General features: G+C 35.6%; 22 protein-coding genes. 20 read left to right on the top strand and 2 right to left on the bottom strand.

Going from position 1 to position 26722, the window contains the following annotated elements; genetic code table 11:
* Positions 1-39 precede the first annotated feature (39 nt).
* The 4 genes from JRC48_RS05210 (at position 40) to JRC48_RS05195 (ending at position 6054) form a co-directional block, all read left to right on the top strand.
* A complete protein-coding gene (locus JRC48_RS05210) occupies positions 40-1437 on the top strand; it encodes a sodium:alanine symporter family protein (protein WP_235070797.1) in 1398 nt (465 codons plus the stop codon).
* A gap of 280 nt (positions 1438-1717) precedes the next feature.
* Positions 1718-2893 carry a dicarboxylate/amino acid:cation symporter gene (locus JRC48_RS05205; RefSeq protein ID WP_235070796.1) on the top strand — a complete coding sequence of 392 codons (1176 nt, stop codon included), beginning with the start codon at positions 1718-1720 and terminating at the stop codon, positions 2891-2893.
* Between the two features lie 354 nt (positions 2894-3247).
* Complete coding sequence (locus tag JRC48_RS05200; RefSeq protein ID WP_235070795.1) at positions 3248-3970, top strand: hypothetical protein; 723 nt, start codon at positions 3248-3250, stop codon at positions 3968-3970.
* Between the two features lie 683 nt (positions 3971-4653).
* The gene (locus JRC48_RS05195; protein ID WP_235070794.1) at positions 4654-6054 is read left to right on the top strand and encodes a cation:dicarboxylate symporter family transporter; all 1401 of its coding nucleotides are present in this window, start codon (positions 4654-4656) and stop codon (positions 6052-6054) included.
* 35 nt (positions 6055-6089) lie between these two features.
* Here the strand turns inward: JRC48_RS05195 and JRC48_RS05190 are convergent, their stop codons facing one another.
* Complete coding sequence (locus tag JRC48_RS05190) at positions 6090-6575, bottom strand: hypothetical protein (protein WP_235070793.1); 486 nt, start codon at positions 6573-6575, stop codon at positions 6090-6092.
* Between the two features lie 407 nt (positions 6576-6982).
* On the opposite strand from JRC48_RS05190, the gene JRC48_RS05185 reads away from it, so the two are divergent.
* Genes JRC48_RS05185 through JRC48_RS05170 form a run of 4 tightly spaced genes read left to right on the top strand, consistent with a single transcriptional unit; the run spans position 6983 to position 11934 of the window.
* Positions 6983-8329 (top strand): efflux RND transporter periplasmic adaptor subunit, encoded by a 1347-nt coding sequence (locus JRC48_RS05185; RefSeq protein WP_235070792.1) that lies wholly within the window; start codon positions 6983-6985, stop codon positions 8327-8329.
* Positions 8330-8342: 13 nt separating this feature from the next.
* Positions 8343-9035 carry an ABC transporter ATP-binding protein gene (locus tag JRC48_RS05180; protein ID WP_304941332.1) on the top strand — a complete coding sequence of 231 codons (693 nt, stop codon included), beginning with the start codon at positions 8343-8345 and terminating at the stop codon, positions 9033-9035.
* The gene (locus tag JRC48_RS05175) at positions 9032-10690 is read left to right on the top strand and encodes an efflux RND transporter periplasmic adaptor subunit (protein ID WP_235070791.1); all 1659 of its coding nucleotides are present in this window, start codon (positions 9032-9034) and stop codon (positions 10688-10690) included. Before JRC48_RS05180 ends, JRC48_RS05175 begins: the two co-directional genes overlap by 4 nt.
* Before the next feature lie 2 nt (positions 10691-10692).
* The gene (locus JRC48_RS05170; protein ID WP_235070790.1) at positions 10693-11934 is read left to right on the top strand and encodes an ABC transporter permease; all 1242 of its coding nucleotides are present in this window, start codon (positions 10693-10695) and stop codon (positions 11932-11934) included.
* Positions 11935-12122: 188 nt separating this feature from the next.
* Here JRC48_RS05170 and JRC48_RS05165 read toward each other — a convergent pair whose 3' ends face one another.
* A complete protein-coding gene (locus tag JRC48_RS05165) occupies positions 12123-12869 on the bottom strand; it encodes a hydrolase (RefSeq protein ID WP_235070789.1) in 747 nt (248 codons plus the stop codon).
* A 422-nt stretch (positions 12870-13291) separates the two neighbouring features.
* Between JRC48_RS05165 and JRC48_RS05160 the strand changes: the two genes are divergently transcribed.
* The 12 genes from JRC48_RS05160 to tnpB all read left to right on the top strand — a co-directional run bounded on the left by JRC48_RS05160 (position 13292) and on the right by tnpB (position 26701).
* Positions 13292-14197: a magnesium transporter CorA family protein gene (locus JRC48_RS05160; RefSeq protein WP_235070788.1), complete on the top strand. Its 906-nt coding sequence runs from the start codon at positions 13292-13294 to the stop codon at positions 14195-14197.
* Between the two features lie 54 nt (positions 14198-14251).
* The gene (locus JRC48_RS05155; RefSeq protein WP_235070787.1) at positions 14252-15625 is read left to right on the top strand and encodes an aldehyde dehydrogenase; all 1374 of its coding nucleotides are present in this window, start codon (positions 14252-14254) and stop codon (positions 15623-15625) included.
* 44 nt (positions 15626-15669) lie between these two features.
* Positions 15670-16032, top strand: a complete 363-nt coding sequence (locus JRC48_RS05150; protein ID WP_235070786.1) for a YccF domain-containing protein — start codon at positions 15670-15672, stop codon at positions 16030-16032.
* Positions 16033-16118: 86 nt separating this feature from the next.
* The gene (locus JRC48_RS05145; RefSeq protein WP_235070785.1) at positions 16119-16823 is read left to right on the top strand and encodes a restriction endonuclease; all 705 of its coding nucleotides are present in this window, start codon (positions 16119-16121) and stop codon (positions 16821-16823) included.
* 243 nt (positions 16824-17066) lie between these two features.
* Positions 17067-18023: a UV DNA damage repair endonuclease UvsE gene (gene uvsE, locus JRC48_RS05140; RefSeq protein WP_235070784.1), complete on the top strand. Its 957-nt coding sequence runs from the start codon at positions 17067-17069 to the stop codon at positions 18021-18023.
* Between the two features lie 237 nt (positions 18024-18260).
* Positions 18261-19253 carry a serine hydrolase gene (locus JRC48_RS05135; RefSeq protein ID WP_235070783.1) on the top strand — a complete coding sequence of 331 codons (993 nt, stop codon included), beginning with the start codon at positions 18261-18263 and terminating at the stop codon, positions 19251-19253.
* A gap of 123 nt (positions 19254-19376) precedes the next feature.
* Complete coding sequence (gene smc, locus JRC48_RS05130) at positions 19377-22952, top strand: chromosome segregation protein SMC (protein ID WP_235070782.1); 3576 nt, start codon at positions 19377-19379, stop codon at positions 22950-22952.
* 83 nt (positions 22953-23035) lie between these two features.
* Positions 23036-24043 (top strand): signal recognition particle-docking protein FtsY, encoded by a 1008-nt coding sequence (ftsY, locus tag JRC48_RS05125; protein ID WP_235070781.1) that lies wholly within the window; start codon positions 23036-23038, stop codon positions 24041-24043.
* Between the two features lie 38 nt (positions 24044-24081).
* Positions 24082-24399, top strand: coding sequence for a putative DNA-binding protein (locus tag JRC48_RS05120; RefSeq protein ID WP_235070780.1), 318 nt, complete (start codon positions 24082-24084; stop codon positions 24397-24399).
* 142 nt (positions 24400-24541) lie between these two features.
* On the top strand, positions 24542-25966 hold the full coding sequence (gene ffh / locus JRC48_RS05115) for a signal recognition particle protein (protein ID WP_235070779.1): 1425 nt from the start codon (positions 24542-24544) through the stop codon (positions 25964-25966).
* A gap of 194 nt (positions 25967-26160) precedes the next feature.
* Positions 26161-26355 (top strand): hypothetical protein, encoded by a 195-nt coding sequence (locus JRC48_RS05110; RefSeq protein ID WP_235070464.1) that lies wholly within the window; start codon positions 26161-26163, stop codon positions 26353-26355.
* Positions 26345-26701: an IS66 family insertion sequence element accessory protein TnpB gene (gene tnpB, locus JRC48_RS05105; RefSeq protein ID WP_235070463.1), complete on the top strand. Its 357-nt coding sequence runs from the start codon at positions 26345-26347 to the stop codon at positions 26699-26701. Before JRC48_RS05110 ends, tnpB begins: the two co-directional genes overlap by 11 nt.
* Positions 26702-26722: the final 21 nt, after the last annotated feature.

Raw genomic sequence — 26722 nt, 5'->3', positions numbered from 1 at the left:
AGGCAACCAGTTGGGTGTAAAAAAAGGAGACGATCAATGATGATTGAATACTTAGATCAGTTAGATAGCTTCGTATGGGGGCCACCTCTACTCATTTTACTTGTTGGAACAGGGATCTTGTTAACCATTCGCTTAGGAGGAATCCAGTTACTAAAACTTCCTCATGCCTTAAAGTTAATCTTTAAAAAAGAGCAATCAGGTGAGGGCGATATTTCATCATTTGGAGCGCTTTGTACCGCTTTAGCGGCAACTGTTGGAACAGGAAATATTATTGGTGTGGCGACTGCGATTGCAGCGGGAGGACCAGGTGCTTTATTTTGGATGTGGTTAGCCGCTTTCTTTGGAATGGCAACCAAATATGCAGAAGGTGTTTTAGCGATTAAATATCGTCAAATCGATGCCAACGGTCAAGTAGCGGGTGGACCGATGTATTATATTATTAACGGGATGGGTGAAAAATTCAGACCGTTAGCGAGTTTCTTTGCTTTTAGTGGGGTGCTCGTTGCCTTACTTGGAATGGGAACTTTTACGCAAGTGAATGCAATTACTTCAAGTATTGAAAGTACATTACATCTTCCCGCTGAGGGAGTGGGAATTGCATTAGCGATCTTAGTCGGAATTATTACCTTTAAAGGGATTAGCTCGATTTCAAAAGTGGCAGAAAAAGTGGTCCCAGTGATGGCGATTTCTTATTTAATCATTTGCTTAACGATTTTAGCGACTCACCATGCTTCAATCGTGCCAGCCTTTAAGCTCATTATTGAAAGTGCCTTTAAGCCTTTAGCAGCCGTTGGAGGATTTGCTGGAGCGACAGTGTCAATGGCGATTCGAAATGGGATTGCTCGTGGGGTCTTTTCAAATGAATCTGGACTTGGAAGTGCGCCGATTGCAGCGGCAGCGGCTAAAACAGAGTGGGCAGCTGAACAAGGATTAATTTCGATGACAGGAACGTTTATTGATAGTTTAGTGATTTGTACATTAACCGGATTAACGTTAATTGTCACTGGCGTATGGCAAACACCAGGTGTGACTGCTTCGGCGTTAACAGAGACAGCCTTTAACTCGGTTCTTCCAACCATAGCTGGGATTCCGTTAGGATCAGTTCTTTTAATGGTTTGTTTAACGTTATTTGCATTTACAACGATCTTAGGATGGAACTATTACGGGGAACGTTGTTGTGAGTTTTTATTTGGTGTCAAAAGTATTAAACCTTATCGACTTCTGTTTGTTTTCATGGTAGGTGCAGGTGCCTTTTTACAGCTTGAAGCGGTTTGGTTAATTGCGGATATTGTGAATGGATTAATGGCCCTTCCTAACTTAATTGCGATTGTGGCGTTAAGTAAAGTCGTTGTTTCCGAGACAAATGCTTACTTTGATTACTTAAATCAATCGAAGGAAGTAGAAATCAAATCTGTAAGAGTCGTTAAAGAACAGTAGAATGATATTAAGAAAATTGGGGAAATAAGTAAAAGGGCTGAGAATTCCTCTAAATTTATGAAAAAAACTTAAAAACAGGTGTTATCTGTTTTTAAGTTTTTTATTATCTAACCACGAATCCTTGAAAGTTAAGAAGTGTTTTTCACTAACAAAGAACTCATTGGCTTAAAAAGTGGTAGTTAAAAATAAATTTTTCATTTTTATGGAAAAAGTTTGAAATTTTTTATTTTTTTAGTGATAATAGTATCAATCATTAATAGAGAAAAAGGAGGATGAAAGTATGAAAAAATTACCGTTAATTGCGCGTATTATGATTTGGCTTGTTATCGGAATTAGTCTGGGGGTGATTTGTCAGACCAGCAATATAGAATGGCCAATTGCAATTATGGCTACGTTTCGCCAGTTATTTGGGACCTTCTTATCCTTTGTGATTCCTTTAATTATTATTGGGCTAATTGTTCCAGGGATTGCCTCTCTTGGGAGAGAGTCTGGAAAAGGATTGTTATTAACGACAGGACTTGCCTATCTTTCAACGATTAGTGCTGGATTCATTGCTTTTATCATTGGACACATTTTTTTACCAGCATTTATGGGTAAAGTAGGGATTTTACCGAATGAAGGGGCAACCGTTTCACCCATTTTTACGATTGAAATTCCAGCTATGATGAGTGTGATGAGTGCGTTAGTTTTTGCTTTTGTACTTGGAATTGGATTAGGATCTAAAACTGAAAGTCCACTCTTAAAGGTTTGTCATGATTTTAGTGAGATTGTGATGGGGGTGATCAGTCAAGTCATTGTTCCACTTGTTCCATTTTATATCGGATCAGTCTTTTCAGAGCTAAGTTATAGTGGTGAGATTTTTGTAACCATTCAATCCTTTTTAATGGTATATGTAGTGTTATTCATACTTCAAGTGGCTTATTTACTGCTTTTATATATAGTTGCTGGTGGAATTAAGCGACAAAATCCATTAAAGTTACTAAAAAATATGTTACCTGCTTATTTAACAGCTGTTGGAACACAATCCTCAGCAGCAACGATTCCGGTAACACTTGAATGTACAAAATCTAATCAGGTGGATGAAGAGATTTGTGAATTTGTGATTCCTTTATCAGCAACGATTCATATTGCAGGGGATACCATGACTCTTGTATTAACCTCAATGGCTATTTTCTTTATGAATGGGCAAACACCAACGTTGGGGCAGTATTTCCCCTTTATTTTGATGCTAGGTGTCATTATGATTGCAGCACCTGGAGTTCCTGGTGGTGGGGTGATGGCAGCATTAGGTTTATTAGAGTCGATGCTAGGTTTTAAAACATTAGAAATTCCATTAATGATTGCGCTTCATGCAGCACAAGATAGTTTTGGAACGGCAACGAATGTAACAGGGGATGGGGCAGTGGCAATTTTTGTTGAACGTTTGTTGAAGCGACCATCTAAAAAGGATCATTAGACAGGCTAAGTCTAGTTTAACTGATAGAAATCAAAAAAGAGTTCAACGCGTTAATGTGTCATAGTATTTATGATTTTATGACTAGCTCCATGATGAGGGGGAGTCATTTATTATGAAGAAGTGAAACTTCTAAAAAAGAGCAAAACTAGCGAGTAGTTTTGCTCTTTTTATATCGAATTATCTATTTAAAAATAGATATATCTTTGATAATTCTTTTGCTTTTGACTAAAGGGTTAATGAGTAAAGTAGATGTAATTTTAGACTCAATTGAAGTTTGATTAATTGTTTTTTTTGGATATTTTTATGCTAAATGTCCATACTAGTATGTAATTAGGATGGAAGGATGGCTAGAGGATGGATTTATCAAATTATCGATCACTACGAGCATGTTCAATGAATGAAGTGCTTGAACAACTAAGACAGGCGAAAAGTAAGCTGGAACTATACGTTTCAGAGATTAATCCCGATCTTTTTGTTAGTTTACAGTTGCCAACTTCATTTAAAGCGAATATTGTTACCTCACGTGAGGTTTTAGACTTAGAAGATGATGAATTTTTAGCGTTGTTTCATCGTGTCTTATATGAATCAGTGCAAATTGAAATTGATTTAAAAAAAGAAAAGCGAATAAAAACCTTAAAAACTTGGTGTTTCCTTTTTTTAATTGTCGCTAGCTTTTTATTTGTGGGGGTTCAGGCGATCCAAGCAATGAAACTTTTAATGTTTTTAGTGGTCATAACGCTTTGTGGATGTTTATATCTTTTATTAAAACATAAAACAGATATATTGGTTTCACAAATTAAGCGTCGAACTAATTTTAAGGTCATGGCGGATAGTTTTCTAAAGTTTTTACCAACCGTCTATATTATTGATGAAAAAATGTACATTGGTGCTAATTTATTAAAGCGCCCTTGTAACATGCAACTCTATGCTGTAGAGTCAGAAGAGGAGCAAAAACAATTAAAATCTCTTTACGGTCAGTATATGATGGCCAACCGTGAGATAAGAGATGAGTTTATCATTGGATTATACGTTGAACGTCTACATTCTACGGAACTTTCAACGATGCGTTGGCAATAAAAGAGTCACAAAAATGTTTACCATGCATAGAATGAGATTTTTTTATAAGCGATAAAGTGGCAAATAAAAGATAAATCCTTTATGATAGTAATAAAGCTCTTATAAAAATGATTTCAATGATGGGGGAATGAAAAATAAGTTTAGAGTTTCATACCATATTGAAAAAATAGTTCAAATCATGTAAGGTAATAAGAGGATAAAATACCATGTCTTATTTTGGATTAATTCAGTTCATTTTAAAACGGTCGTGAGATCGTATCAAGATGAGATGGTTTATTATTAAAAATGAGCTGGTAAGTCGTACATAGGGGAGTTTCAAATGATAGATTCAAATGAATGGTCATAAGCAACCTAGTGCTTACTCATAAATGAGAGGATCACAGTGATTTTTAAGGTTAAATGAAGGAGTTTTAATTTAGCACTAAACATGAAATAAATCATAAAATGATAAAGTCTAGTTTTTTATGAGGATGATAGGTTAACCATTTATTTAAGTTTTCATTAAAACTAATATCATTCACTCTTTCTGAACTAAAAAGTCATGGTGAAGGGTTTAAATGATGGAAGAGAAAATGGGGAATGAATGGGGAAGACATTTGGTTTTTTAAGAAGTAGTGGAGGGATAAAGGGGAGACTTCAAAAGAAGTCGTTCCTAATTAAGTTATTGGAGGTTAGAGTGACTCATGCAAAGTTCATTTTTTAAAGACTTTTTATATTTAACAGATGTTAAAACGTTAATTTTTATTGCGATCTTGTTGGGGCTTTTCTTTGTAATGAAGCAATTAGAGAAGAAAAAAGTTAAATTTTCAACTCGAATGCTTAGCGCCACAGGAATTGGTTTAGTTTTAGGATTACTCATTCAATTTGTTGGAGGATTTCCTGATGCCCCATTAGAAGTACCTTTTATCGCTGAAATTAATAAGTGGTACGGTTTATTCGCTAACGGATTTATGGATTTATTAAAAATGTTAGTTGTTCCATTAATTTTCGTCTCAATTATTCGTGTCATTATTAACATGAAACAAGGTGAGAATTTAGGGAAATTAACGGCTCGTACGCTTGGAACGTTAATTGGAACAACAGCTATTGCTGCGATTATTGGACTTATTGTTGGAAATGCGTTCCAACTAGGTGTTGGTTCAAATTTAATCGCTGGAGATGCTTCTATTCGTGAGGTTAGTTCTTTAGTCGATACACTTAGAGGATTAATTCCATCTAATCCAGTTGAGGCTATGGCAAGTGGAAATGTCGTAGCGGTTGTTATCTTTGCTGCTTTTTTAGGATTAGCAACGAAACGTCAAACTAAAAAATATTATGACATTGTTAAACCATTTATCGATTTAGTCGAAGCTTTTTATAAGATCATTTTAAGTGTGGCTATGACAATTATTAAATGGATGCCTTATGCGGTTATTGCGTTATTAGCTAATACCATTGCTGGTCGTGGGGTGGCAGCATTAGCTGAGGTTATTGATTTTATTATTGCTCTTTATCTAGCAGTTGCCGTCATGTTTGGAGTCCACCTAATTTTAATTGCCGTCAATGGATTAAATCCATTCCGTTATGTGAAAAATGTGTTAGATGCCTTAGTTCTAGCTTTCACGTCACGTTCTTCTCTTGGAACATTACCAGTTAGTATTGAAAAGTTAACGGAAAATGTTGGACTAGATAATGGGATAGCGACATTTGTTGGGAGCTTAGGGTCGAATGCTGGGATGAACGGATGTGCAGGAATTTATCCAGCTATGGTTGCTATTATGGTTGCCAATATGACCGGCACACCAATTGATATGACATTCATTATCATGCTTGTGATCATGATTGCCTTAGCTTCATTCGGAATTGCAGGATTACCTGGTTCTGCCACAATGGCGATTTCAGTTGTTTTATCAGGAATGGGATTAGGTGAATATTTCCCATTAGTTGCAGGAATTATTGCAATTGATCCAATCTTAGATATGGGTCGTACAATGTTAAATGTTAATGGAACGTTAGTAACGGCAGTTTTAGTTGGAAAATCATTTAATCAAATTGATTCAGATATTTTCTACGGTCGTAAGCAAGCGCCAACAGAACAAGAATAAAAAGACGGACTTCGGTAAGAAGTCCGTCTCTTTTATTATGCTTTGATTTCGGTGATTCCCATATCTAATAATTGAAGTTTAATCGAACCGATTTTTGAATCTTTAGCAATCTCATATTGTTTTGGAGGAATTGATTCGATTTCCCCAACAACATCGATAATTTCATTCGTTTCAGAAAGTCCTTGTAAAGTAATGACTTTATAAGTCGCGACAAGATCTTTATTTTCTTTATGTTCGATTTTTGCGTATTCGGTATAACTGTTGGCTGCCACTTCATTCCAAGCGTGAAAGAATTCAGTTTCGAAATTTAAAGCTTCAAAATGTTGACGAAATAAATCAAGTCGTTCAATTAAATAAGCGTCTTTTAATTCATCTATCTCGACTGTCATTAATTCTTGTAAAAAGTTATGATATTCTTCGTCGGTTGCTAAGCGTGTTGTTTCACCTTCATCAATTGTTAATTGTTTTTCATAACATCCGTATACGTTTGTATCTAATTCGATTCTCCATTCTGCTTGCATTCATCTAACTCCTAGTCTTTAATTGATTGATTCCATTTTACTATACTTTTAAAAATAAACCTATACTTCATCAAAAATTACAGGCTTCATATCATTAATTGGAATATATTTACTTATTGTAGAGGTGAAATAGTTAAAAATAGTCATCAGAATGTTTGAAAATGTCGAAATTTAACCCGATAATACTTCATCAAATATAAAAATAAAGTAAGGTCTGTATTTTTATGAAAAGTTAGAGGGTTTATTAACTAGCTTAGTTATGACTTAGTTTAGTTCGTTTTTGTAACGACAGAATAATCAAAAACGGATCATCCATCAAATTCTTAATCTTTTCTTAAATTTAGTTTATTCCATAATAATCCAAGTATTATGTGGTATAATTTAGTAAAGTTAGGAGGAATTAAAGAATGGGGAAAATGAAAAAACTAAAAATGACAATAATAAGCGGACTAATCATTGTGATTGTTTTAGCGATGGGATTTTTTATTTTAAGCAGGGGATCATCTAACGATGAATTAACAGCATATGTTGATTCTGTTTCGATGATTACGGGACTTGGAAGTGGTAGCGGTTTAGTCAATCGATACAGTGGTATCGTTGAACCACAAGAAACCATTCAAATTAATCGCAATGAAGAACGAAAAATAAAAGAATTATACGTCAAAGTTGGCGATAAAGTTGAAGAAGGAACGGAATTATTTGCTTATGATACAGATGAAATGAGTCTAAAACTAAGTCAAGCTGAGTTAGAACTTGAACGATTAACAGCTTCTATTACGAGCTTAAAGGAACAAATTAAATTGTTAAACTCTCAAAAGGATTCAGTATCAGCAGATGAAAAGTTAGAATATACCTCACAAATTTTGAATGCTGAAAGTGAGTTGAAACGAGCAGAATATGATGTTAAAAGTAAACAAGTTGAAATTGATCAACTTAAATTATCACTAGAAAACTCAGTGGTCAAAAGCTCGGTAGCAGGAGTCGTTAAATCAATTAGTGAAACAGGAATGGATATGTATGGACAAAGCGAAGCTTACATGACGTTACTATCGACAAAAGATTATCGCGTGAAAGGAAAAGTAAGCGAGCAAAGTGTTTGGTTGTTGCAAACGGAACAGCCGGTTATCATTCGTTCACGAGTTGATGAAACACAAACATGGAATGGGATTATTACAAGTGTGGATTTAGAAAGTACCGAGTCATCAAATAATAACAATTACTATGAACAAAATACGGAATCAGCGACAACTTATCCCTTTTATATTGAACTACAGTCAGCAGTTGGTCTAATTTTAGGGCAACATGTCTACATTGAATTAGATTATGGTCAAGATGAAGTTAAGGATGGAGTTTGGCTATATGACTACTATCTAGTTCACGAAGGGGATCAAGCTTATGTTTGGGTAGCAACAGAGGACAATAAATTAGAAAAACGCGAAGTTCAATTAGGGGATTTTGATGAGGAATGGATGCGTTATGAAATAATAGATGGATTAACATTAGACGATTATATTGCCTTTCCAGATGAGCGATTGAGTGAAGGAATGCCTTGTGAACGATTTGAAGGTTCAGGAGGATATTTACCAATGGATGAATTAGAAGTTGAGGAAAACCTTGAAGGTACTTTTGAAGAAAACTTTGGTGAAGTGACTGAAGAAGGGCGTGTCGAGTTAGAAGAAATAATAGATGAACCATCGAGTGATTCGATTCATGATGACAGTGATCAATCATCTGAAGACGTCATCGTTCAGTAAGGGAGGACGACTGATGATTTTAAAGTTAACGAATATTAATAAACACTATTTACAAGATAAATTAGAAATACCGGTTTTAAAGAATATTACATTTGAAGTTGAAGCGGGAGAATATGTGGCGATTATGGGGCCATCAGGTTCAGGGAAGTCAACATTAATGAATATTTTAGGATGTTTAGATCTTCCTTCTTCAGGGGATTATTTTTTAAATAATCAGGACGTCTCAAAGTTAAGTGACCGAGAGCTTTCAGATTTAAGATTAAAAGAAATTGGATTTGTCTTTCAAAGTTTTCAACTATTATCACGACAAAGTGCACTTGAAAATGTTGAATTGCCTTTAACTTATGCTGGTGTTTCTAAAAAAGAAAGACGTGAACGTGCGATTTTAGCACTTGAACGGGTCGGGCTTAAAGATCGAATTCATTTCAAGCCCACTCAATTATCAGGGGGACAAAAACAGCGTGTGGCGATTGCAAGAGCGATGGTCAATCATCCAACTATTTTGTTAGCAGATGAACCAACAGGTGCATTAGATAGTAAATCGGGTGCACAAATCATGGAGTTATTTAAAAAGTTAAATGAAGAGGGCGTGACGATTGTCATGATTACCCATGATCATCAGATTGCAAAGCAAGCAAAGCGTCAAATTGCGATTTTAGATGGTGAAATGGTTCAACCATTTTCTAAAGGAGGTTATGAATCATGAAAAAAACACCTTTAATCATTGGAGGAACTGTTTTAACATTAGGCTTAATTGGTGGAGGAATATTTGCTTTTCAAGCGTTAGGAAACCGTAGTGAAATAGAGGTAATCCCTGTTTCTTATGTTTCAACCTCATGGTGGGGAGATTACAATGAATCAAGTGGATATGTCTCATCTGATATGGTGCAAGAAGTGAAGTTACAAGATCAAAAGGTTGTTCAAGAAATTCTGGTTGAAGAAGGGCAGCAAGTGTCAATTAACGATCCATTAATGGTTTATGATGGAACATTAGTTGAGTTAGAACTTGAAATGCAGCGCTTAATGATTAAAAATTTAGACGTTCAAATTCAATCATCCAAGCAAGCTTTACAAAAGTTACAATCGACCAAACCGATTGCTGTGGTCACAAAAAAATCATCTCAAGTGATCCCTGTTACTTCTATAAATGTAAAAGAATCACAAATCAATGAATCGGAGTTGAACTATGCGACTGAATTAGTTCTTCAAGAAGATGGAACCTATACACTTGAAGTTCAGTCCTCTCAACTTTTAACTGTTTCATTTTTATATCGACTAAAAGGATTAGATGAAGTAGGGCAAACACAAATTTCAAATCCGATGCAACTCACATTAACGATTCTTGGGGAAGATAAAACGGATCCTATGGTCAAATTTTTAGACGGTTCAGTTTTAGAAATTAAAGAAGGTTTTACTCAATCAACCGTCAGCGACTATTTTAAAGAGGAAGAAAGTCAACCGGTTTGTCCAAATCCTGAACCTTGTCCAACGCCAGAATCGACACCAGATTCTGAACCTTGTCCAACACCAGAACCGACACCAGAGCCTGAACCTGAACCGACGCCGGAGCCTGAACCTGAGCAAACTCCAGAGCCAGACCTCGAACCAGATGTTGTGATACCAGAAGAAGGCTATACTCAAGATGAATTAAATCAACTCATTCAAGAGAAAAAAACGGAAATCATGAATTTAGAGCTGGATTATAAGGAAGCCCTTTTAAAGGAAGAGCAAATTAAAAAAGAACTTGAAAATTTAACGGTTCGTAGTAGTGTCAATGGGATTGTGAAGAAAGTCGGAGATCCAATTGTTGATTCAGTCAATGAATCACCACTTATTGTCGTGAGTAGTGAAAGTGGCCTCTATTTAAAGGGAACGATTACGGAGCATCAACTTGGAAAAGTTGAAGTTGGACAGTTAGTTGATGTGATGTCTTGGGAAACTGGAGGAAGTTATACGGCAACCATTACCGATATTTATCCTTATCCAGTTGATGCAGATCCATATTCAAACATGAATGCTAATGTTTCTAATTACCCATTTGTCGCTTATATTGAAGAAGCGGGCGACTTAAAAAATAATATGTATGTGTCTGTTACCGTACAAGAGGCAGTTGAGAATTCAAATGCTATTTATGTGGATATGGCCTATATTGGAGAGGATAATGGGCGTCATTTTGTTTATAAAGCGGATGAAAACTTTCGTTTAAAAAAAGAATATATTCAAACGGGTAAAATCATTTACGGATCATACATGGAAGTCGTTTCAGGGTTAACAGAAGACGATCAAATTGCATTTCCATATACAAAAAATATTAAAGATGGTGTGAAAGCCAAAGAGCAAACGGATATGTGGGGGTACTAGTTATGATAGAAAATATTAGACTATCGTTAAAAGGAATCTGGTCCCATAAAATGCGTTCCTTTCTAACAATGCTTGGGATCATTATTGGAATCGCAGCGATTATTGCTATTGTTTCCACCATTAAAGGAACAAATGAGCAAATTAAACGAAATTTAATTGGCTCAGGAAATAATGTGGTCAATGTTAAATTAAGTCAAGATGGATATGAAGTGGATAGTGATCAACTTCCATATGGCACACCAGTGATGAATGAAGAAGCGTTAAATCAGATTAAATCGATAGAAAATGTTGAAAATGCTTCGTTTTATCGTAGTCGTAGTTATGCTGATAGTATTTACTATCAAAGCACCTTGTTAGACGGGGCTTCGGTAAAAGGCATTGATGAAAATTACTTTTCAACGATGGGGTATATCATAAAACGTGGACGTTCTTTTATTGAATCAGATTATAATGAATTTCGAAAAAATGTCATTTTAGATCAAGTGGCAGCCTCAAGTTTATTTCAAGGAACAGATGCGATTGGAAAAACGATTGAAATCAAAGGAGAACCTTTTATTGTCGTTGGGATTGTAGAGCTAGCAAGTACCTCACAACCGGTCATTCATTCCATTGAAGATTACTATATGTATCATCAAGACCAAAGTGGAACGGTCTTTATGCCAGATGCGACTTGGCCTGTTGTTTATAGTTATGATGAACCACAACATGCGGTTGTTAAGGCAAGTCACACGGATATGATGAGTGAAGTTGGAAGACAAAGTGCAGAGGTGTTGAATAGTTATTTATTAGATTCTACTCTTGAATATAAAGCGACAGATGTTTTAGAGCAGGCGAAGCAATTACAAGAGCTAAGTGCAGCGACAAATCAGCAACTCCTTTGGATTGCAAGTATTTCTTTACTAGTTGGTGGAATTGGTGTCATGAATATTATGCTAGTATCCGTGACAGAACGAACGAGTGAGATTGGTTTGAAAAAAGCGATTGGTGCTCGAAAAACGGTTATTTTAGGACAGTTTTTAACAGAGGCAGCCGTTTTAACTAGTTTAGGTGGATTGATCGGTGTTTTAGTTGGAATTGGTCTAGCACAGATTATTTCTCAAATCTCACAAACACCGGTTGCCATTAGTGTGCCAGCTATTATTTTCTCTGTTGTTTTTTCTATGATAATCGGAATTGTCTTTGGATTATTACCATCTATTAAGGCTGCTAACTTAAATCCAATTGAAGCGTTGCGTTATGAATAAATCATCATTAAAAGGAGGCATCAGCCTCCTTTTTCATTACAGTTCAATAAAAAAACTCGTCATTATTCAAAGTGATTTGAATAACAACGAGTTTAAAAAGATAATTATTGAAAGAGTTTCTTAAGAAACAAAGATGTATTGATATTTAGTTTTAGATTACCTTGATCAAAGCGTTTAACTCAAAACTTTTATTCGGTTAAGGCTAACTCTTCTTCATGAATTTTATCAATCGGTTCGTGGTGTTGAACACTATTTTCAATCTCACGATAGTGATCCATTTTAACGCGGAAGAGTTCTCCATTTGACGGTGGAGTATACGTAATGGCATTGGCTCCCGCTGCAATCGTTTCAAGAATTGATTCGTCTGTTGGACCACCCGTTGCAATGATTGGGATCGTTGGATATTTTTCGCGGATTTTACGAACGATACTTGCTGTTTTTGCGCCTCCACTCACATTTAAAATATCTGCACCAGCATCAATGCGAGATTGAACATCTGTGTGTTCTGATACAACGGTGACAACGACAGGGATATCGATGGTTTCTTTAACATATTCAATTGTTTCTCGTGGAGTGGGTGCATTTAAAACAACGGCGATCGCTCCTTGAAATTCCGCATGTAGGGCAATATTTCCTGAGCGTGTTCCATGTGTTAATCCACCTCCAACACCACAGATAACAGGAATATCAGAAACGGACATAATCGCTTGAGTAATCGTTGGTTGTGGGGTAAATGGATAAACCGCGATCACGGCATCCGCATTTGTATTTTTAATGATGGCAACGTCTGTTGTAAAAATAAATGATTTTAATCGCTTACCAAAAATTCGAATTCCACTAGCATTTCGGATGACATCTGGGACGCGAACGAAATTTTTACGCAAGTTACTCGTTACCTCAGGTACAAGTTTTTCTGAAACATTTAGTTTATTCAAACTATCACATCCTTTCTTGATGTCAATGATTTTAATACACTTATTATATCGAAATTAGTTTGAATAGTTAAGTGAAATATCGTTGATATTTTATAATTCGCTCTCTTTTTCTTCACTGTTAATCACTTTTTTAGAAAAAAATAACATAAGTCATTAAGTTTGTCGAAAGGTGAAAAAAAATAGATTGGAAGGTGGTCAATTGAAGGGATTAGTAGTATACTTAAAAAAGGAAATAATCCTGTTATATTTCTTAGTAGCATGCAAAAACTAAGGCTAACGAGTTGTTAGTTCTTTTGTCATGTTTGATATCAATTGGAGGTGACATCAAGTGGAAGATTCCATTCCCATACGGACAATTAAATTAGTCATATTGATGTCATCTAGTAAAATTGACGTCATGTGAGAGTATAAGAGGTGATTCGATGAGAAATGAAGTGAATTTTGTTAATTCACTAACCAGTGGTGGATTTGAGTGGGTCAATTTAGTTAATCCAACACATCAAGAAGTAGAGGCATTGTGTAAATCACATCAGTTAGAGTATGAAACAGTTATTACCGCACTCGATGAAGAAGAACGCTCACGTGTTCAAATTGAAGATAATTTTACGATGATTATCGTCGATGTACCTGTTTCATTTGAGTCAGATACCTACTACTCAACCGTGCCCCTTGGAATTGTAAAAACGGATCATATGTTAGTCACATTATGTACGCAAGAATTAAATGTTTTTAGTAAACGTTTAAAAGTTCCAACAACAAGTATTAATGGTCATATTTATCAGATTTTATATACGATTTCAATTCAATATCTTGGTTATTTACGAGTCATTGAACGTAAAAGTAGTCAGGTTGAACGTGCGTTACGTCATTCGCCACAAAATGAAGATTTAATTGAAATGCTAGACTTACAAAAAAGTTTAGTGTACTTATCTTCATCACTTCGCTCTAATCAAATTGTATTAGAACGTTTACTTAAGCTTGAAAAAAGGGATACATCAGAAGCGGAAATGCTAGAAGATGTGATCATTGAAAATAAACAGGCGATTGATATGTCAAAAATTTATGGAAATATTTTAAGTAGCAACTTAAATGTCTTTGAAACGATTATCTCAAATAATTTGAATATGGTGATGAAATTTTTAACGGTGGTCTCTGTGATTATAGCGGTGCCTACGGTGGTTTCAAGCTTTTGGGGAATGAACGTTCCCGTTCCATTTCAAGATAATCCCTATGGTTTTTTAGTGGTTTCTATTATTTCAGTCATTATTACCGTTTTAGCCGGTCTTTATATTAATCGTAAAGAAAATCGACGCTATAAAAAAAAATAGAAAGGCCCGTTTGCTGTTTACAGCGGGTTTTCTTTCATAACATGAGGTGGTTAGATGAATTTAAGTGAACAATTACAAGGTCAAAAATCATATTTACAAAGTGTGGGTCCTATTCCCGTTTCAAAGCGAATTGAGGCTTTGAAAAAACTTAAACAAGCGATTAAACAATATGAAACGGATTTAGAGGTAGCTCTTAAACAAGACTTAGGAAAGTCCGCGTTTGAGGCGTATACTTCAGAAATTGGTTTCGTTTACGCATCGATTGATTATACGATCAAAAATCTTAAGAAATGGGCACGTCCTCGTCGAGTGAAAAGTGATTTTGCACAACTGGTTGGAAGCTCGTATGTTTATCCATCTGCTTACGGGGTGGTGTTAATTATTGGTCCATTTAATTATCCTGTTCAGTTGTTATTAGAACCATTAGTCGGGGCGATTGCCGGAGGAAATGGAGCGATTTTAAAACCTTCAGAGTTAACACCGACAGTAGAAAAAGTTTTAGTTTCATTAATTAAGACAGCGTTTGATGAGAACTATGTTTCAATTGTGACAGGTGGTGTTGAGGTGAATCAACAGTTACTTGATCTTCCATTTGATTATATTTTCTTCACAGGTAGTGTTCGAGTAGGAAAAATTGTCATGGAAAAGGCTAGTCAGCACTTAATTCCTGTGACACTAGAACTTGGTGGGAAATCTCCAGTCATTATTGATGAAACAAGTGATTTGAAATTAGCGGCTAAGCGAATTGCTTGGGGAAAATTTATGAACAATGGACAGACATGCGTCGCTCCAGATTATGCTTTAGTGCATCATCGTGTTTATGATGAGTTTTTATCAGTTTTAGCAGAGACGATCCGAAAGTTTTATGGTGAAAATCCATTGTTAAGTGAAGATTATGGTCGAATTGTTACCACACAACACGCGAATCGATTAGCTAAATTAATTGATGAAAATAAAGATAAAGTCACGATAGGTGGAGACGTTGATTTGGCGCAGCGCTACATTGCGCCAACGATATTTAAAGATGTAAAAGCTGATGACACGCTAATGATGGAAGAGTTGTTTGGACCTTTATTACCGACTATGAGTTATGAGTCAATAGAAGAAATTGACGCTCATTTAGCTCGTCATCCTAAACCACTTGCCTTTTATGTCTTTTCAGAAAATAAAACCTTTGCGAATGAACTGATTCATCGTTATGCTTTTGGTGGTGGATGTATTAACGATGTTGTGACACATGTAGCCTCACATTATTTACCATTTGGAGGGGTTGGTCCATCTGGAATTGGGCGTTATCATGGAGAAGCTAGCTTTACGACCTTTACTTATGAAAAAGCTATCGTTAAACGTTCGACGAAGTTTCCAATGTCTTTAGTCTTTCCTCCTTATGAAGATCGATTACGATGGGTGAAGAAGTTCATGAAATAAGCCAACACTCATAAGCATACGATTTAGTAAAGGAGGAGAAGTAGATGTCGTGTCTTGGAAATTTAATTTGGTTGATTGGTGGAGGGTTTGTCAACGCTTTAATGTGGTGTTTCTTTGGTCTACTTTGGTGCGTCACGATTATTGGAATTCCAGTAGGGCTTCAATGTTTTAAATTAGCAAGGTTACAGTTTGCTCCGTTTGGAAAAGAAGTCATTACCACGAATTCTTCAACCAGTACTTTTTTACTGAATATTTTATGGCTTTTATTTGGTGGATTGGAATTAGCTTTAGCAAATTTAGTGAGTGCCTTTTTCTTAACGATTAGCATCATTGGAATTCCATTTGCGATTCAATCTTTAAAACTAGCTAAAGTTTCGCTGATGCCATTTGGAAAAGATATTATTTAAAACGTCTCGATTTGAGGCGTTTTTTAATTTTTATAAGAAAAGTGATTAAAATTTGTCTATTTTTCCATAATACTGATGGTGGTGTTATGGAAAAAAGAGTGGTTTATATCGCTTATTTAATTATTGCATTTGTGATCTTTGATGTTTGTTATGGATTTAGTGACTGGGTCGCTTCATGGCAAATGTGGAATTGGTATCTAGTAATCTTACTTATTACAATTACCAGTTTATTAATTATTAAGTATAAGCAAAATCAGCGAAAATTAGCACTAGAACAGTATGCAAAAGAAAATGATCGTCGACGAATTCAATTAAGTCAATTGTTGTTATTTGAACAGTTAAATCAACTAAACGAGGAGCTATTTAGTGAGTTGCTACAGCGTTTTTTTGAGCTTGAGGGTTATGAACATATTGAACGTGTTAACAACCCAGCTGAGCAAGGCTATGATTTAATCATGTGGAAACAAGGACAAAAAATTATTGTCAAATATTTCAGACGAGTTCCTGTTATTGAAAATGTCTACACCAAAACTGAATCGTTAGACTTAGCATTAGGAGAACTGGTGTCTCTTAAAGAAATACGCGAGTTTTATGGTGTCATGAAAGATTACGAGGTTCAAGCTGATATTGCGATTGCACTAACGACTAGTGACTTTGAAGAAGATGCGATGTTATTTGGAAGTCGAAATGCCGTGACGCTTATGAATGGAGATGCCTTTTATGAAGTTTTAGATCACTTAAAAGAGGATCAGTTAAAAATGGAGTATGAAAGAGAAGTATTTGTTTCTTAGTCACTCGTTCGTTTAGGTTTAGCATATATTAATTGTAGCAAGGATAGGATGGTGAGCGTATGTTTTTTAGTGGGTTTATGACCGGAAGTGCCCTTACTTTTATAGGTATCGTTATTTATAGTTGTTTAGTCGTCGCCTCTCGCGCCGATGACGAGATGGAAAAAGAGTTCGAAAAGTTAAATAAATAGTTTCACTCACTCTCGGATAAACTAAGTGTAAATATAAAAATTCGAGGGTGTAATTATGAAAGTTCGATTTGGTTATGTAGCAATTGCTATGCGTTTAGATAAGGTGACCAGCTCCTCACCCGTAACGTATAAAAAATATTCTTCACTAGATTCTGAGCGTGAACGGTTAAGTTTACTTAAAAAAGTAACGCAATCTAATTTAAATGATTTAATTAAAATTTTAAATTATAACATTGCAAATGATATCCATTTTTATCGATTAACATCTAAGTTAATTCCTTTAGCAACTCATCAAGAGGTTCTATGGGATTATTCAAAAGTCATTCAAAAACAGTGTGAAGAAGTGGCGCACTTAATTCAAAAGTATAATATGAGAGTTGATGCCCATCCGGATCAGTTTAATGTGCTAAATAGTGTAAATGAGTCGGTGATTCAATCAACTATTGCAACGTTGGAGCATCAACTCGACTTATTTGAGCTATTTAAAATGGAGCATGGGAAATTAGTTCTTCATGTGGGTGGCAAAGCGGGAGGTAAAGAAGCCGCACTTGATCGTTTTGAGCAAACGTTTAGGACTTTACCGACTCGCATTCAACAAACTTTAATTTTAGAAAATGATGATAAGACTTATTCGGCAAAAGACGTGTTAGGTTTATGTCAACGACTTCAAATTCCCATGGTTCTTGATATTCATCATCATCGTTGTTATCATGAAGGTGAATGCTTAGAAGCATTAGTTGAACCTATTTTTAAAACATGGGATGCTGATTTTTGGCCACCAAAAATTCATGTTTCAAGTCCAAAGGAATTTGAAACTGATCGTCGTCATGCTGATTTTATTAATGTGGAGGATATGTTAGGTTTTCTTGATCTCATTAAACCTCTTAATCAAGACATTGATGTCATGATTGAGGCTAAGCAAAAAGATTTAGCATTATATCGTTTAGTTCATGAGATTAAACAAGCACGTCCTCATTGGCAGTGGCTCGATCATACAACACTCGAGATTTAAAGCCATTTTTTTAATTTAGTCTCATTATGCCTATATTCTCTTAACAGGGTTAAAAAGATATAGGCTTTTATTATGGTTAAAATGAGGTATCGTTTGTTCATGATTTAAATCGCGTGTTTGTTTTTAATAGATGAAAATGCTTAGAATCCTGTAATTTGTTTGTTATTCAATTCATGAAGCTAGAGAGGTTTTAATACAGTTTAATAGAGACAGTTAAACATAAAAGGGGAGAAAAGGATGAGAAACTTAGTCGATGAGAGTTTTAATGGGGTTATTTCTATTGAAGAGCATGGCAAATGGGTGTTTAAGCAGGCTTATGGAGAAGCCGATTTAGCGAATCAACGCTTAAATCGATTAGAGACAAAGTTTTCAATGGCTTCAGCGAGCAAAATTTTTATTGCCGTGGCTATTTTACAACTAATCGAAGGTAAATTTATTAAGTTTGAAAGTACCATTGGTGAACTGTTGCCGATGAATTGGCATCATATTGATAAAAGTATTACCATTCGTCAATTATTAACTCATACATCGGGTATTCCGGATTATTTTGATGAATCGAGCGATAGTGATTATGCAAAGTTGTGGGAAAACTATCCGAATTATCGCATGCGAACTGATGAAGAAAGACTTCCATTGTTTTTACATAAGCGAATGATTTTTCCAAAAGGCCAAAAGTTTCAATACAGTCAATCGGGTTATGTGGTGTTAAGTCTAATTATTGAGGCGATCACGCAACTGCCTTTTGAACGCTATTTAGAGAAAATGATTTTTGTTCCTTGTGGAATGGAAGATACGGGATATTATGAGCTTGATCGATTACCCCTTCACTGCGCCACAGGGTATTGCTTAGATGAAGAATCTCAAACCTATTACAGCAATATTTACAGTCTAGATGTTAAAGGTAGCGGGGCAGGTGGTGCTTATACAACGGCAAAGGACATGGAGCGTTTTTGGAATTCATTAATCAAAAATCGTTTACTTTCTACTTCAATGATTAATGAAATGTTATCACCCCAAGTAAAGGAAGGGTGGTATGGTTATGGCGTGTGGCTTAAATCACTTGATGATCACGGCTATTTACCTTTTGTACAAGGAAGTAACAAAGGGGTGAGTTTCATTAGTTCTTATGATCGAGAAAAATCTCGTTCGATTACGATAATGAGTAACTTTGCTCAAGATGTCTGGACGTTACATGGAAATTTTTATAAGGCATTAAGTCAGTCATTTTAAATGATTAGAAAAAATTGTATGACACTATAGAACTAGTGTTTGAAGTCACGCGTTCTCCCTTTATTTTACGACAAAGTTTCGGTATAATAAGAAAGTTAAGAATGTAGATAAAGGATGAAACGTATGTACTTAAAAAGAATTGAAACAATTGGTTTTAAATCTTTTGCCGATAAAACTGTCGTTGAATTTGAACAAGGAGTTACCGCTGTTGTCGGACCGAATGGATCAGGGAAAAGTAACATCTCAGATGCGATTCGTTGGGTACTTGGTGAGCAGTCAGCAAAAAGTTTACGTGGAGGAAAGATGGAAGATATTATCTTTGCCGGAACATCGACGCGTAAACCACTAAACTTTGCGGAAGTAACGCTTGTATTAGACAACAGTTGTCAAAGTTTACCGATTGATTATGAAGAAGTTAGCATCACGCGTCGTGTTTATCGTACGGGTGATAGCGAGTATTTAATTAATAAACAAAAAGTTCGTTTAAAAGATGTCATTGATTTAATGATGGATACAGGGATTGGTCACGATTCGTTATCAATTATCTCTCAGGATAAAGTTAAATCAATGGTTGAAGCACGCGTTGAAGACCGTCGTGTGATTATTGAAGAAGCAGCAGGTGTTTTGAAGTATAAAATGCGTAAAAAAGAAGCAACGCGTAAACTTGAATCGACAAGTAGTAATTTAAGTCGTGTTCAAGACATTATTTTTGAACTTGAAGATCAAGTAGAACCCCTTCGTAAACAGTCTGAACAAGCTGAGAAGTATATGGTGTTAAAACAAGAATGTAGTGAATCTGAAATTAGTGTTTTAGCGTATGACATTAAAAACTTAAATGATCAAATTGAACGTTTTAAAAAAGATCGAAAAGAAGCTGAATTTGAACACTTAAGTATTAATGCCAAAATTGCTAATGATGAACGTCGTCGTGATTCATTAAAGCAAAATCAACAAGCGCAAGAACGCCAATTAGAACAATCACAAGCTCAGTTAGTTGAGACGTCTGAATGGATTCAAAAACTTCAAGGTCAGCGTGACGTTTTAAAAGAGCGTCATAAAAATGCCTCTACAAATAAAAAAGAGTTAGCTGAACAGCAAACACAACTAGAAACACAACTCCAATCGTCACAAGATGAGCTAAAAAAGGCTGAAGAGACGATGAAACAAACAAGTGATGCACTTGAAACGAAACAAAACGAACTTGAGACTGTTTCACAACAATATCAACACTTAGAAGAGAATTTAAAGGGTCAATTAGAGACGACACGAGAAGCTTATTTTGAAGATGTGAATCAGTTAGCAAGTGTTAAAAATCAATACATTTCAATTAACCAGCAAATCAAGCGAACAGAAACAACGCTTGAGCGAATTACAGAAGATGAAGAAAAATCGTTACTTGATCGTGACGCACTTGAACAAGAACAACAAGCGTTTAAAGAAAAATACGAAAAATTACAAGCTTCATTAAAAGAAAAGCGAGAATTATATCAGCAACTTTATAAAGAGCATCAACAAAAGTTAAAACAGTCTGAGATGGAAACGAATCGTCATCGACATTTAACGCATCAGTTAGATAAAATGACCAATCGTTTACAGTGGCTTGAAGATGCTCAAAAAGATTTTTCAGGCTTTAATGAAGGGGTAAAAAAAATCTTAAAAGCACGTGAACAACAGCAAGTGTCTGGAATTGAAGGAGCAGTGGCGGAATTAGTCACGATTCCAAAAGAATTAGAGCTTGCGATGGATGTTGTCTTAGGTCCTGTGATGCAACAAATCGTCACAACGAATGATGATGCCGCTAAAAAGGCGATTGATTTTTTAAAGAAACATCACGCAGGACGTGCGACATTCTTACCGTTAAATGTTATTAAGTCACGTCTTTTACCGATGGATATTCAAAATCGTATTCAAGGAAATCAAGATGTTGTTGGAGTTGCCTCTCAATTAGTCGGATATGATGAGCGTTATCGACAAATCGTTGAAAATATACTTGGAAGCATTATTGTAACCAAAGACTTAAATGTCGCTAAAAATTTAGCGAAACAGTTAAATTACCGATATCGTATCGTGACTCTTGAGGGTGATGTGATTAATGCGGGAGGAGCGATGACTGGAGGGGCTGTGAAGCGTCAAGGTTCATCTTTACTTCGCCAAAAGAATGAGATTGAGGATTGTCAACGTCAAATCAAGCAATTAACGGACGATCTTAATCAGTCAAAACAGCTTCAAGAAGAATGGATTCAAGTCGTTAAAGAATCGGAAAAAGAACTTCAAAAGGTACAACTCGCAGGCGAACGCATGAAAGAAAAAATGGCCGAAGTGAATCAGCAAAAACTAGCGTTTGAATATCGTGATAAATCACAAGAAGAACGTGAGCAATTACTTCGCATTGAACGTCGTGAACATGAGACTGAGTTGAAACAATTAGTCGATCGAAACAATAAGTTAGCGGATGAGCGCTTAGTGCTTGAAGAGCGAATTGAAGTCGCGAAGCAATCGATTGAAACATTAGAAGAACAGCTTGAGCAACAAGAGGAGTTAAAGTCACAGTTACTACAACAAATGACGGAACTTAAAGTAGAAGTTGCTAAGTTAGAAACAGCCTTACATAACGAATGTGCGACTTATGAGCGTTTAAAAGGTGAAACAGAACAAGCAAGAACTCGTTTAAAAGAGTTATTAGATAAGATTGCTGAAAGTGAACAAGCTTTACTTGGAAATGATGATGAAGTGGTTCAACTTGATGATCAATTAGCGACTAAAAAAGAAGAGCGTGAATCCATTGTTGAGCAAATTCAAAATCAACGCATTACGTTAACGAAAGTGAGTCAGGAGTTAGAAGTGCTTGAACGAGAAGTTCGTGAAAGTCACAAGGTGTCACATAAAATGTCAGATTCATTAACTCAACTAGATGTTTCAATTGGAAAAGTCGATGTTGAGATGGATCACATGATTAAAAAATTAGAAGAAGAATATCAGATGACATTTGATCATGCAAACGAAAATTATCCGTTAAAAGGATCAGTGGATGAGATTAAATCACGAATTAAAAACATTAAAGGACAAATGGCGGCTTTAGGTGAAATTAATATGGGAGCCATTCAAGAATATCAACGTGTTAAAGAACGTTATGACTTCTTAACGAGTCAACGCGATGATTTAATTGAAGCGAAGGCAACACTTGAAGAGACCATTAATGAAATGGATCAAGAGATGACGGTTAAATTTAAAGAAACATTTGATCAGGTTCGTGAGCAATATACTGAAATCTTTAAAAAATTATTCGGTGGAGGAAGCGCGGATTTAGTGTTAACGGATCCTCATGATTTACTTCACACCGGAGTCGAAATTATTGCGCAACCACCTGGAACAAAATTAAAAACATCTAATTTATTATCGGGTGGTCAAAAAGCATTAACGTCTATTGCGTTATTATTTGCCATTTTAAAAGTGCGCACCGTTCCGTTTTGTGTGCTTGATGAGGTTGAGGCCGCTCTTGATGAGGCCAATGTTGCTCGTTATGCGAATTACTTAAAAGCATTTAGTAGCGAAACACAATTTATCGTCATTACTCACCGTAAAGGAACGATGGAAAAAGCCGACGTTTTATATGGTGTCACAATGCAAGAGCGTGGAGTAACCAAATTAGTTTCTGTCCGTATGGATAACGTTTCTGACTATATGGATGATGAAAAATAATAGTCAGATGTAAAAAAATGTGATAGAGTAACAGTAAAGCAATAGTTTAACTATCGTACAATATAATAATTGAGGTGGCACTTATGGGTTTATTTGATCGTTTGAAATCGATCGTACGTGGAAAGAAAGAAGTATCTGAGACAGAATTACGTGCTCAGCAACATTATAAAGAGGGTATGAAGAAAACACGTGGGAACTTGTTAAAACAGTTACAATCTGTGTTTTCAAGCTATACAGATGTGAATGAAGAATTATTTGAAGAGTTAGAAGACATTTTTATTATGGCAGACATTGGTGTTTCAACTGTTGTTGAATTTATTGATCAATTAAAAGAAACCGTACGTGAACATAATGTAACGGATCCAAAAGAATTACAACGCCTGATGGTTGATAAATTATTTGAAATCTATGTTAAGGGTGAGATTGTTAACTCAAACTTACGTATGAATAAAGAAGGATTAACCGTTATTTTATTCGTTGGAGTCAACGGTGTTGGGAAAACAACGTCGATTGCTAAGATTGCTCATCAGTTAAAAGGAAAAGGAAAGTCTGTATTATTAGCAGCGGGAGATACATTCCGTGCAGGAGCGATTGAACAATTAGAGGTTTGGGGAGACCGTATTGGTGTGGATGTCGTTTCACTAAAAGAAGGAACGGATCCATCAGCTGTTATGTTTGATGCGATTAAAGAAGCTAAAGCTCGTCAAGTTGATGTCTTATTATGTGATACAGCAGGGCGTTTACAAAATAAAGTAAACTTAATGAAAGAACTTGAAAAAATTAAACGTGTCATTGAACGTGAAGTACCGGGTGCACCACATGATACGCTATTAGTCATTGATGCGACAACTGGTCAAAATGGAATGAGTCAAGCGAAAGCCTTCTTAGAAGCAACGGATGTGACAGGAATTGTATTAACGAAGTTAGACGGAACAGCTAAAGGTGGAATTGTCCTAGCGATCCGTAATGAAATCGGAATTCCAATTAAGTATGTTGGTTTAGGAGAAAAAGCAGATGATTTAGTTCATTTTGATATTGAACAATATATTTACGGTCTGTTTGCTGACTTATTCGAAGAAGAAGCTAACTAATGGATGCTTTTGAAATGGATTGTACTGGGGGCAGAAAAATGCTAGAAAAAGTCAATCGAATGAATGAACTATATGATACGTATCAAGAGTTGCTCACTTCTAAACAAAAGATTTATTTTGAACTGTATTATCAAGATGACCTATCATTAAGTGAGATTGCTGAACAATTTGAAGTCAGCCGTAACGCCGTATTTGATAATATTAAGCGAACAGGAAAGTTGCTTGAGGATTATGAAGATAAGTTACAGTTATTAAGTAAACGTGAGGCACGTGAAAAAATTCTTGATCAAATGATGCTGTCAACATCCGATGAACAGCTCATAAAGTGGATTAGTGAGTTACAGTTATTAGACTAATGATTCATTAATAGTTATTATCGGAGATAGCTTCATTTACTTTTAGCTACAGCAAAATGAATGAACTGGATGATAAAAGACAGGATGATTTTAATCAGTCTAATGAATAGGATTAGTGGTTTTAATTTAGGAGGTTTATAATATGGCATTTGAAACATTATCAGAACGCTTACAGTCAGCGCTGAAAAATGTCACACGTAAAGGTAAATTAACTGAAAAAGACGTTGATGTGATGATGCGTGAGGTGCGTCTAGCGCTATTAGAAGCGGACGTTAATATTAAAGTCGTACGTGAATTCATTAAAGAAGTCAAAGAAAAAGCAATTGGTGAAACGGTTTTAAAAAGCTTAACACCAGGTCAACAAGTTATTAAAATTGTTAATGAAGAATTAACGAAATTAATGGGAGAAAGCGCGGTTGATTTAAACTTTGGATCAGCAAAACCTGCTGTTTTTATGATGGTTGGTTTACAAGGGGCAGGTAAAACGACTCATACTGGGAAATTATCAACGTATTTACGTAAAAAAGAGAAGAAAAATCCTTTATTAGTGGCTTGTGACGTTTATCGTCCCGCTGCGGTTGATCAGTTAAAAACACTTGGAAAACAATTAAATATCCCAGTTTTTGAAAAAGGAACATCAATGAATCCTGTTGACATTGCTAATGAAGCGATGGCATATGCACGAGAAAATGGTCACGATTTAGTGATTATTGATACGGCAGGTCGTTTACATATTGATGAGCAATTAATGAATGAGTTAAAACAAATTAAATCATTAGTTAAACCTCAAGAAATTTTATTAGTTGTTGATGCCATGACAGGTCAAGATGCGGTTAACGTCGCCGAATCATTCCATCAGCAATTAGATTTAACAGGGGTTATTTTAACGAAATTAGATGGGGACACTCGTGGGGGTGCCGCATTATCTATTCGTAAGATTACTAATGTTCCAATTAAATTTATGGGGATGGGGGAAAAGCTTGATACATTAGAAGTATTCCATCCTGAGCGTATGGCATCACGTATTTTAGGAATGGGCGATGTCTTAACTTTAATTGAACGTGCTCAAGAAAACTTTGATGAAGAAGAAAGCATGAAATTAGCAGACAAAATGATGAATGCGACTTATGACTTCAATGATTTCTTAAAGCAAATGAAACAAATGAAAAAATTAGGAGCTTTTGAAGATATCTTAAAGATGATTCCCGGTGTTGGAAATCAATTAAAAGATGTTAATATTGATCCAAAACAAATGGCACGCGTTGAAGCAATTATTTACTCAATGACTGAAAAAGAACGTAAAAATCCAGATTTAATCAATGCTAGTCGTAAAAATCGTATTGCAAAAGGTTGTGGGTGCGACATTGCAGAAGTCAATCGTTTAATTAAACAATTTACAGATATGAGAAAAATGATGAAACGTTTTTCAAACATGGATCCTCGCCAAATGGAACGCATGGCAGCAGCGATGCAACGTGGTGGAGGAAATCCAATGGCTGGTCTTGGTGGGATGATGGGACCAGGTAAAAAAGGAAAAGGAAAAGGTCGTGGAGGCTTCCGTTTCTAATCACCCTTATTTAATCAAAAAAACCTTAGAACATGGACTACGCGTGTAGTTTGTCTAAGGTTTTTTTATTTCTTTGGAAAGAGAGAGTATACATTTAATTTGATAAAACGTAAGCACGTAATATAAACATGTCTATTTTGACCTCCAACTTTGGGCTATACTGTAGCTATCAAAGAAAAGGAGGTCAATTTTCTATGAAAGAAAAGCCTATGATAATTCCAGTCGCATTGAGTGACTCTCATTTAAAGTCTCACTCAAAATCTGCGACTAATAAGGATATACCTACTTGTCAGTTTAAAATCAAAGATGCTGAAGTGCTGTTTTACAATGGCGTTGATAAACATATCTTACATGCTGTTTTAGCGGAGATGTCAAAGTATGCTCGTTAATTTTACAGAAGTTCAAAACATCTTCATTGTTTGCGGTCACACCGATATGCGTTGTGGAATTGATGGCTTAGCGAATTTAGTTTCAGATAAATATAATCTAGACTTATTTGACGATGCCATCTTCTTGTTTTGTGGAAGAAAAAAAGATCGCTACAAAGCTTTATACTGGGATCATGACGGATTTATGTTATTTTATAAACGAATTGAGAACGGTCATCTACAATGGCCAAAAGATCAAGATGAGGTTAAGAAATTAACGTCCCAGGAATTACGCTGGTTATTAGAAGGTCTCTCTATTCAACAACCTAAAGCCATCAAACCAGCTAAAACTGGTGACCTATATTAATAGAAATAAGGGATTTTCGAC

The organism is Turicibacter sp. TJ11, from assembly GCF_021497505.1.
Classification (GTDB): domain Bacteria; phylum Bacillota_I; class Bacilli_A; order MOL361; family Turicibacteraceae; genus Turicibacter.
Note: the sequence above shows the minus strand (reverse complement) of the source record. Positions and strands in the feature narration are given on the sequence as shown.

Bases quoted from the DNA above. Each gene is read 5' to 3' on its own strand.
- JRC48_RS05175 (WP_235070791.1), top strand. From the start codon at position 9,032: ATGAAAAAAACACCTTTAATCATTGGAGGAACTGTTTTAACATTAGGC.
- smc (WP_235070782.1), top strand. From the start codon at position 19,377: ATGTACTTAAAAAGAATTGAAACAATTGGTTTTAAATCTTTTGCCGAT.
- tnpB (WP_235070463.1), top strand. From the start codon at position 26,345: ATGCTCGTTAATTTTACAGAAGTTCAAAACATCTTCATTGTTTGCGGT.
- JRC48_RS05195 (WP_235070794.1), top strand. From the start codon at position 4,654: ATGCAAAGTTCATTTTTTAAAGACTTTTTATATTTAACAGATGTTAAA.
- JRC48_RS05190 (WP_235070793.1), bottom strand. From the start codon at position 6,575: ATGCAAGCAGAATGGAGAATCGAATTAGATACAAACGTATACGGATGT.
- ffh (WP_235070779.1), top strand. From the start codon at position 24,542: ATGGCATTTGAAACATTATCAGAACGCTTACAGTCAGCGCTGAAAAAT.
- JRC48_RS05170 (WP_235070790.1), top strand. From the start codon at position 10,693: ATGATAGAAAATATTAGACTATCGTTAAAAGGAATCTGGTCCCATAAA.
- JRC48_RS05200 (WP_235070795.1), top strand. From the start codon at position 3,248: ATGGATTTATCAAATTATCGATCACTACGAGCATGTTCAATGAATGAA.
- JRC48_RS05160 (WP_235070788.1), top strand. From the start codon at position 13,292: ATGAGAAATGAAGTGAATTTTGTTAATTCACTAACCAGTGGTGGATTT.
- JRC48_RS05155 (WP_235070787.1), top strand. From the start codon at position 14,252: ATGAATTTAAGTGAACAATTACAAGGTCAAAAATCATATTTACAAAGT.
- JRC48_RS05145 (WP_235070785.1), top strand. From the start codon at position 16,119: ATGGAAAAAAGAGTGGTTTATATCGCTTATTTAATTATTGCATTTGTG.
- JRC48_RS05210 (WP_235070797.1), top strand. From the start codon at position 40: ATGATTGAATACTTAGATCAGTTAGATAGCTTCGTATGGGGGCCACCT.
- JRC48_RS05120 (WP_235070780.1), top strand. From the start codon at position 24,082: ATGCTAGAAAAAGTCAATCGAATGAATGAACTATATGATACGTATCAA.
- ftsY (WP_235070781.1), top strand. From the start codon at position 23,036: ATGGGTTTATTTGATCGTTTGAAATCGATCGTACGTGGAAAGAAAGAA.
- JRC48_RS05185 (WP_235070792.1), top strand. From the start codon at position 6,983: ATGGGGAAAATGAAAAAACTAAAAATGACAATAATAAGCGGACTAATC.
- JRC48_RS05110 (WP_235070464.1), top strand. From the start codon at position 26,161: ATGAAAGAAAAGCCTATGATAATTCCAGTCGCATTGAGTGACTCTCAT.
- uvsE (WP_235070784.1), top strand. From the start codon at position 17,067: ATGAAAGTTCGATTTGGTTATGTAGCAATTGCTATGCGTTTAGATAAG.
- JRC48_RS05150 (WP_235070786.1), top strand. From the start codon at position 15,670: ATGTCGTGTCTTGGAAATTTAATTTGGTTGATTGGTGGAGGGTTTGTC.
- JRC48_RS05205 (WP_235070796.1), top strand. From the start codon at position 1,718: ATGAAAAAATTACCGTTAATTGCGCGTATTATGATTTGGCTTGTTATC.
- JRC48_RS05180 (WP_304941332.1), top strand. From the start codon at position 8,343: ATGATTTTAAAGTTAACGAATATTAATAAACACTATTTACAAGATAAA.
- JRC48_RS05135 (WP_235070783.1), top strand. From the start codon at position 18,261: ATGAGAAACTTAGTCGATGAGAGTTTTAATGGGGTTATTTCTATTGAA.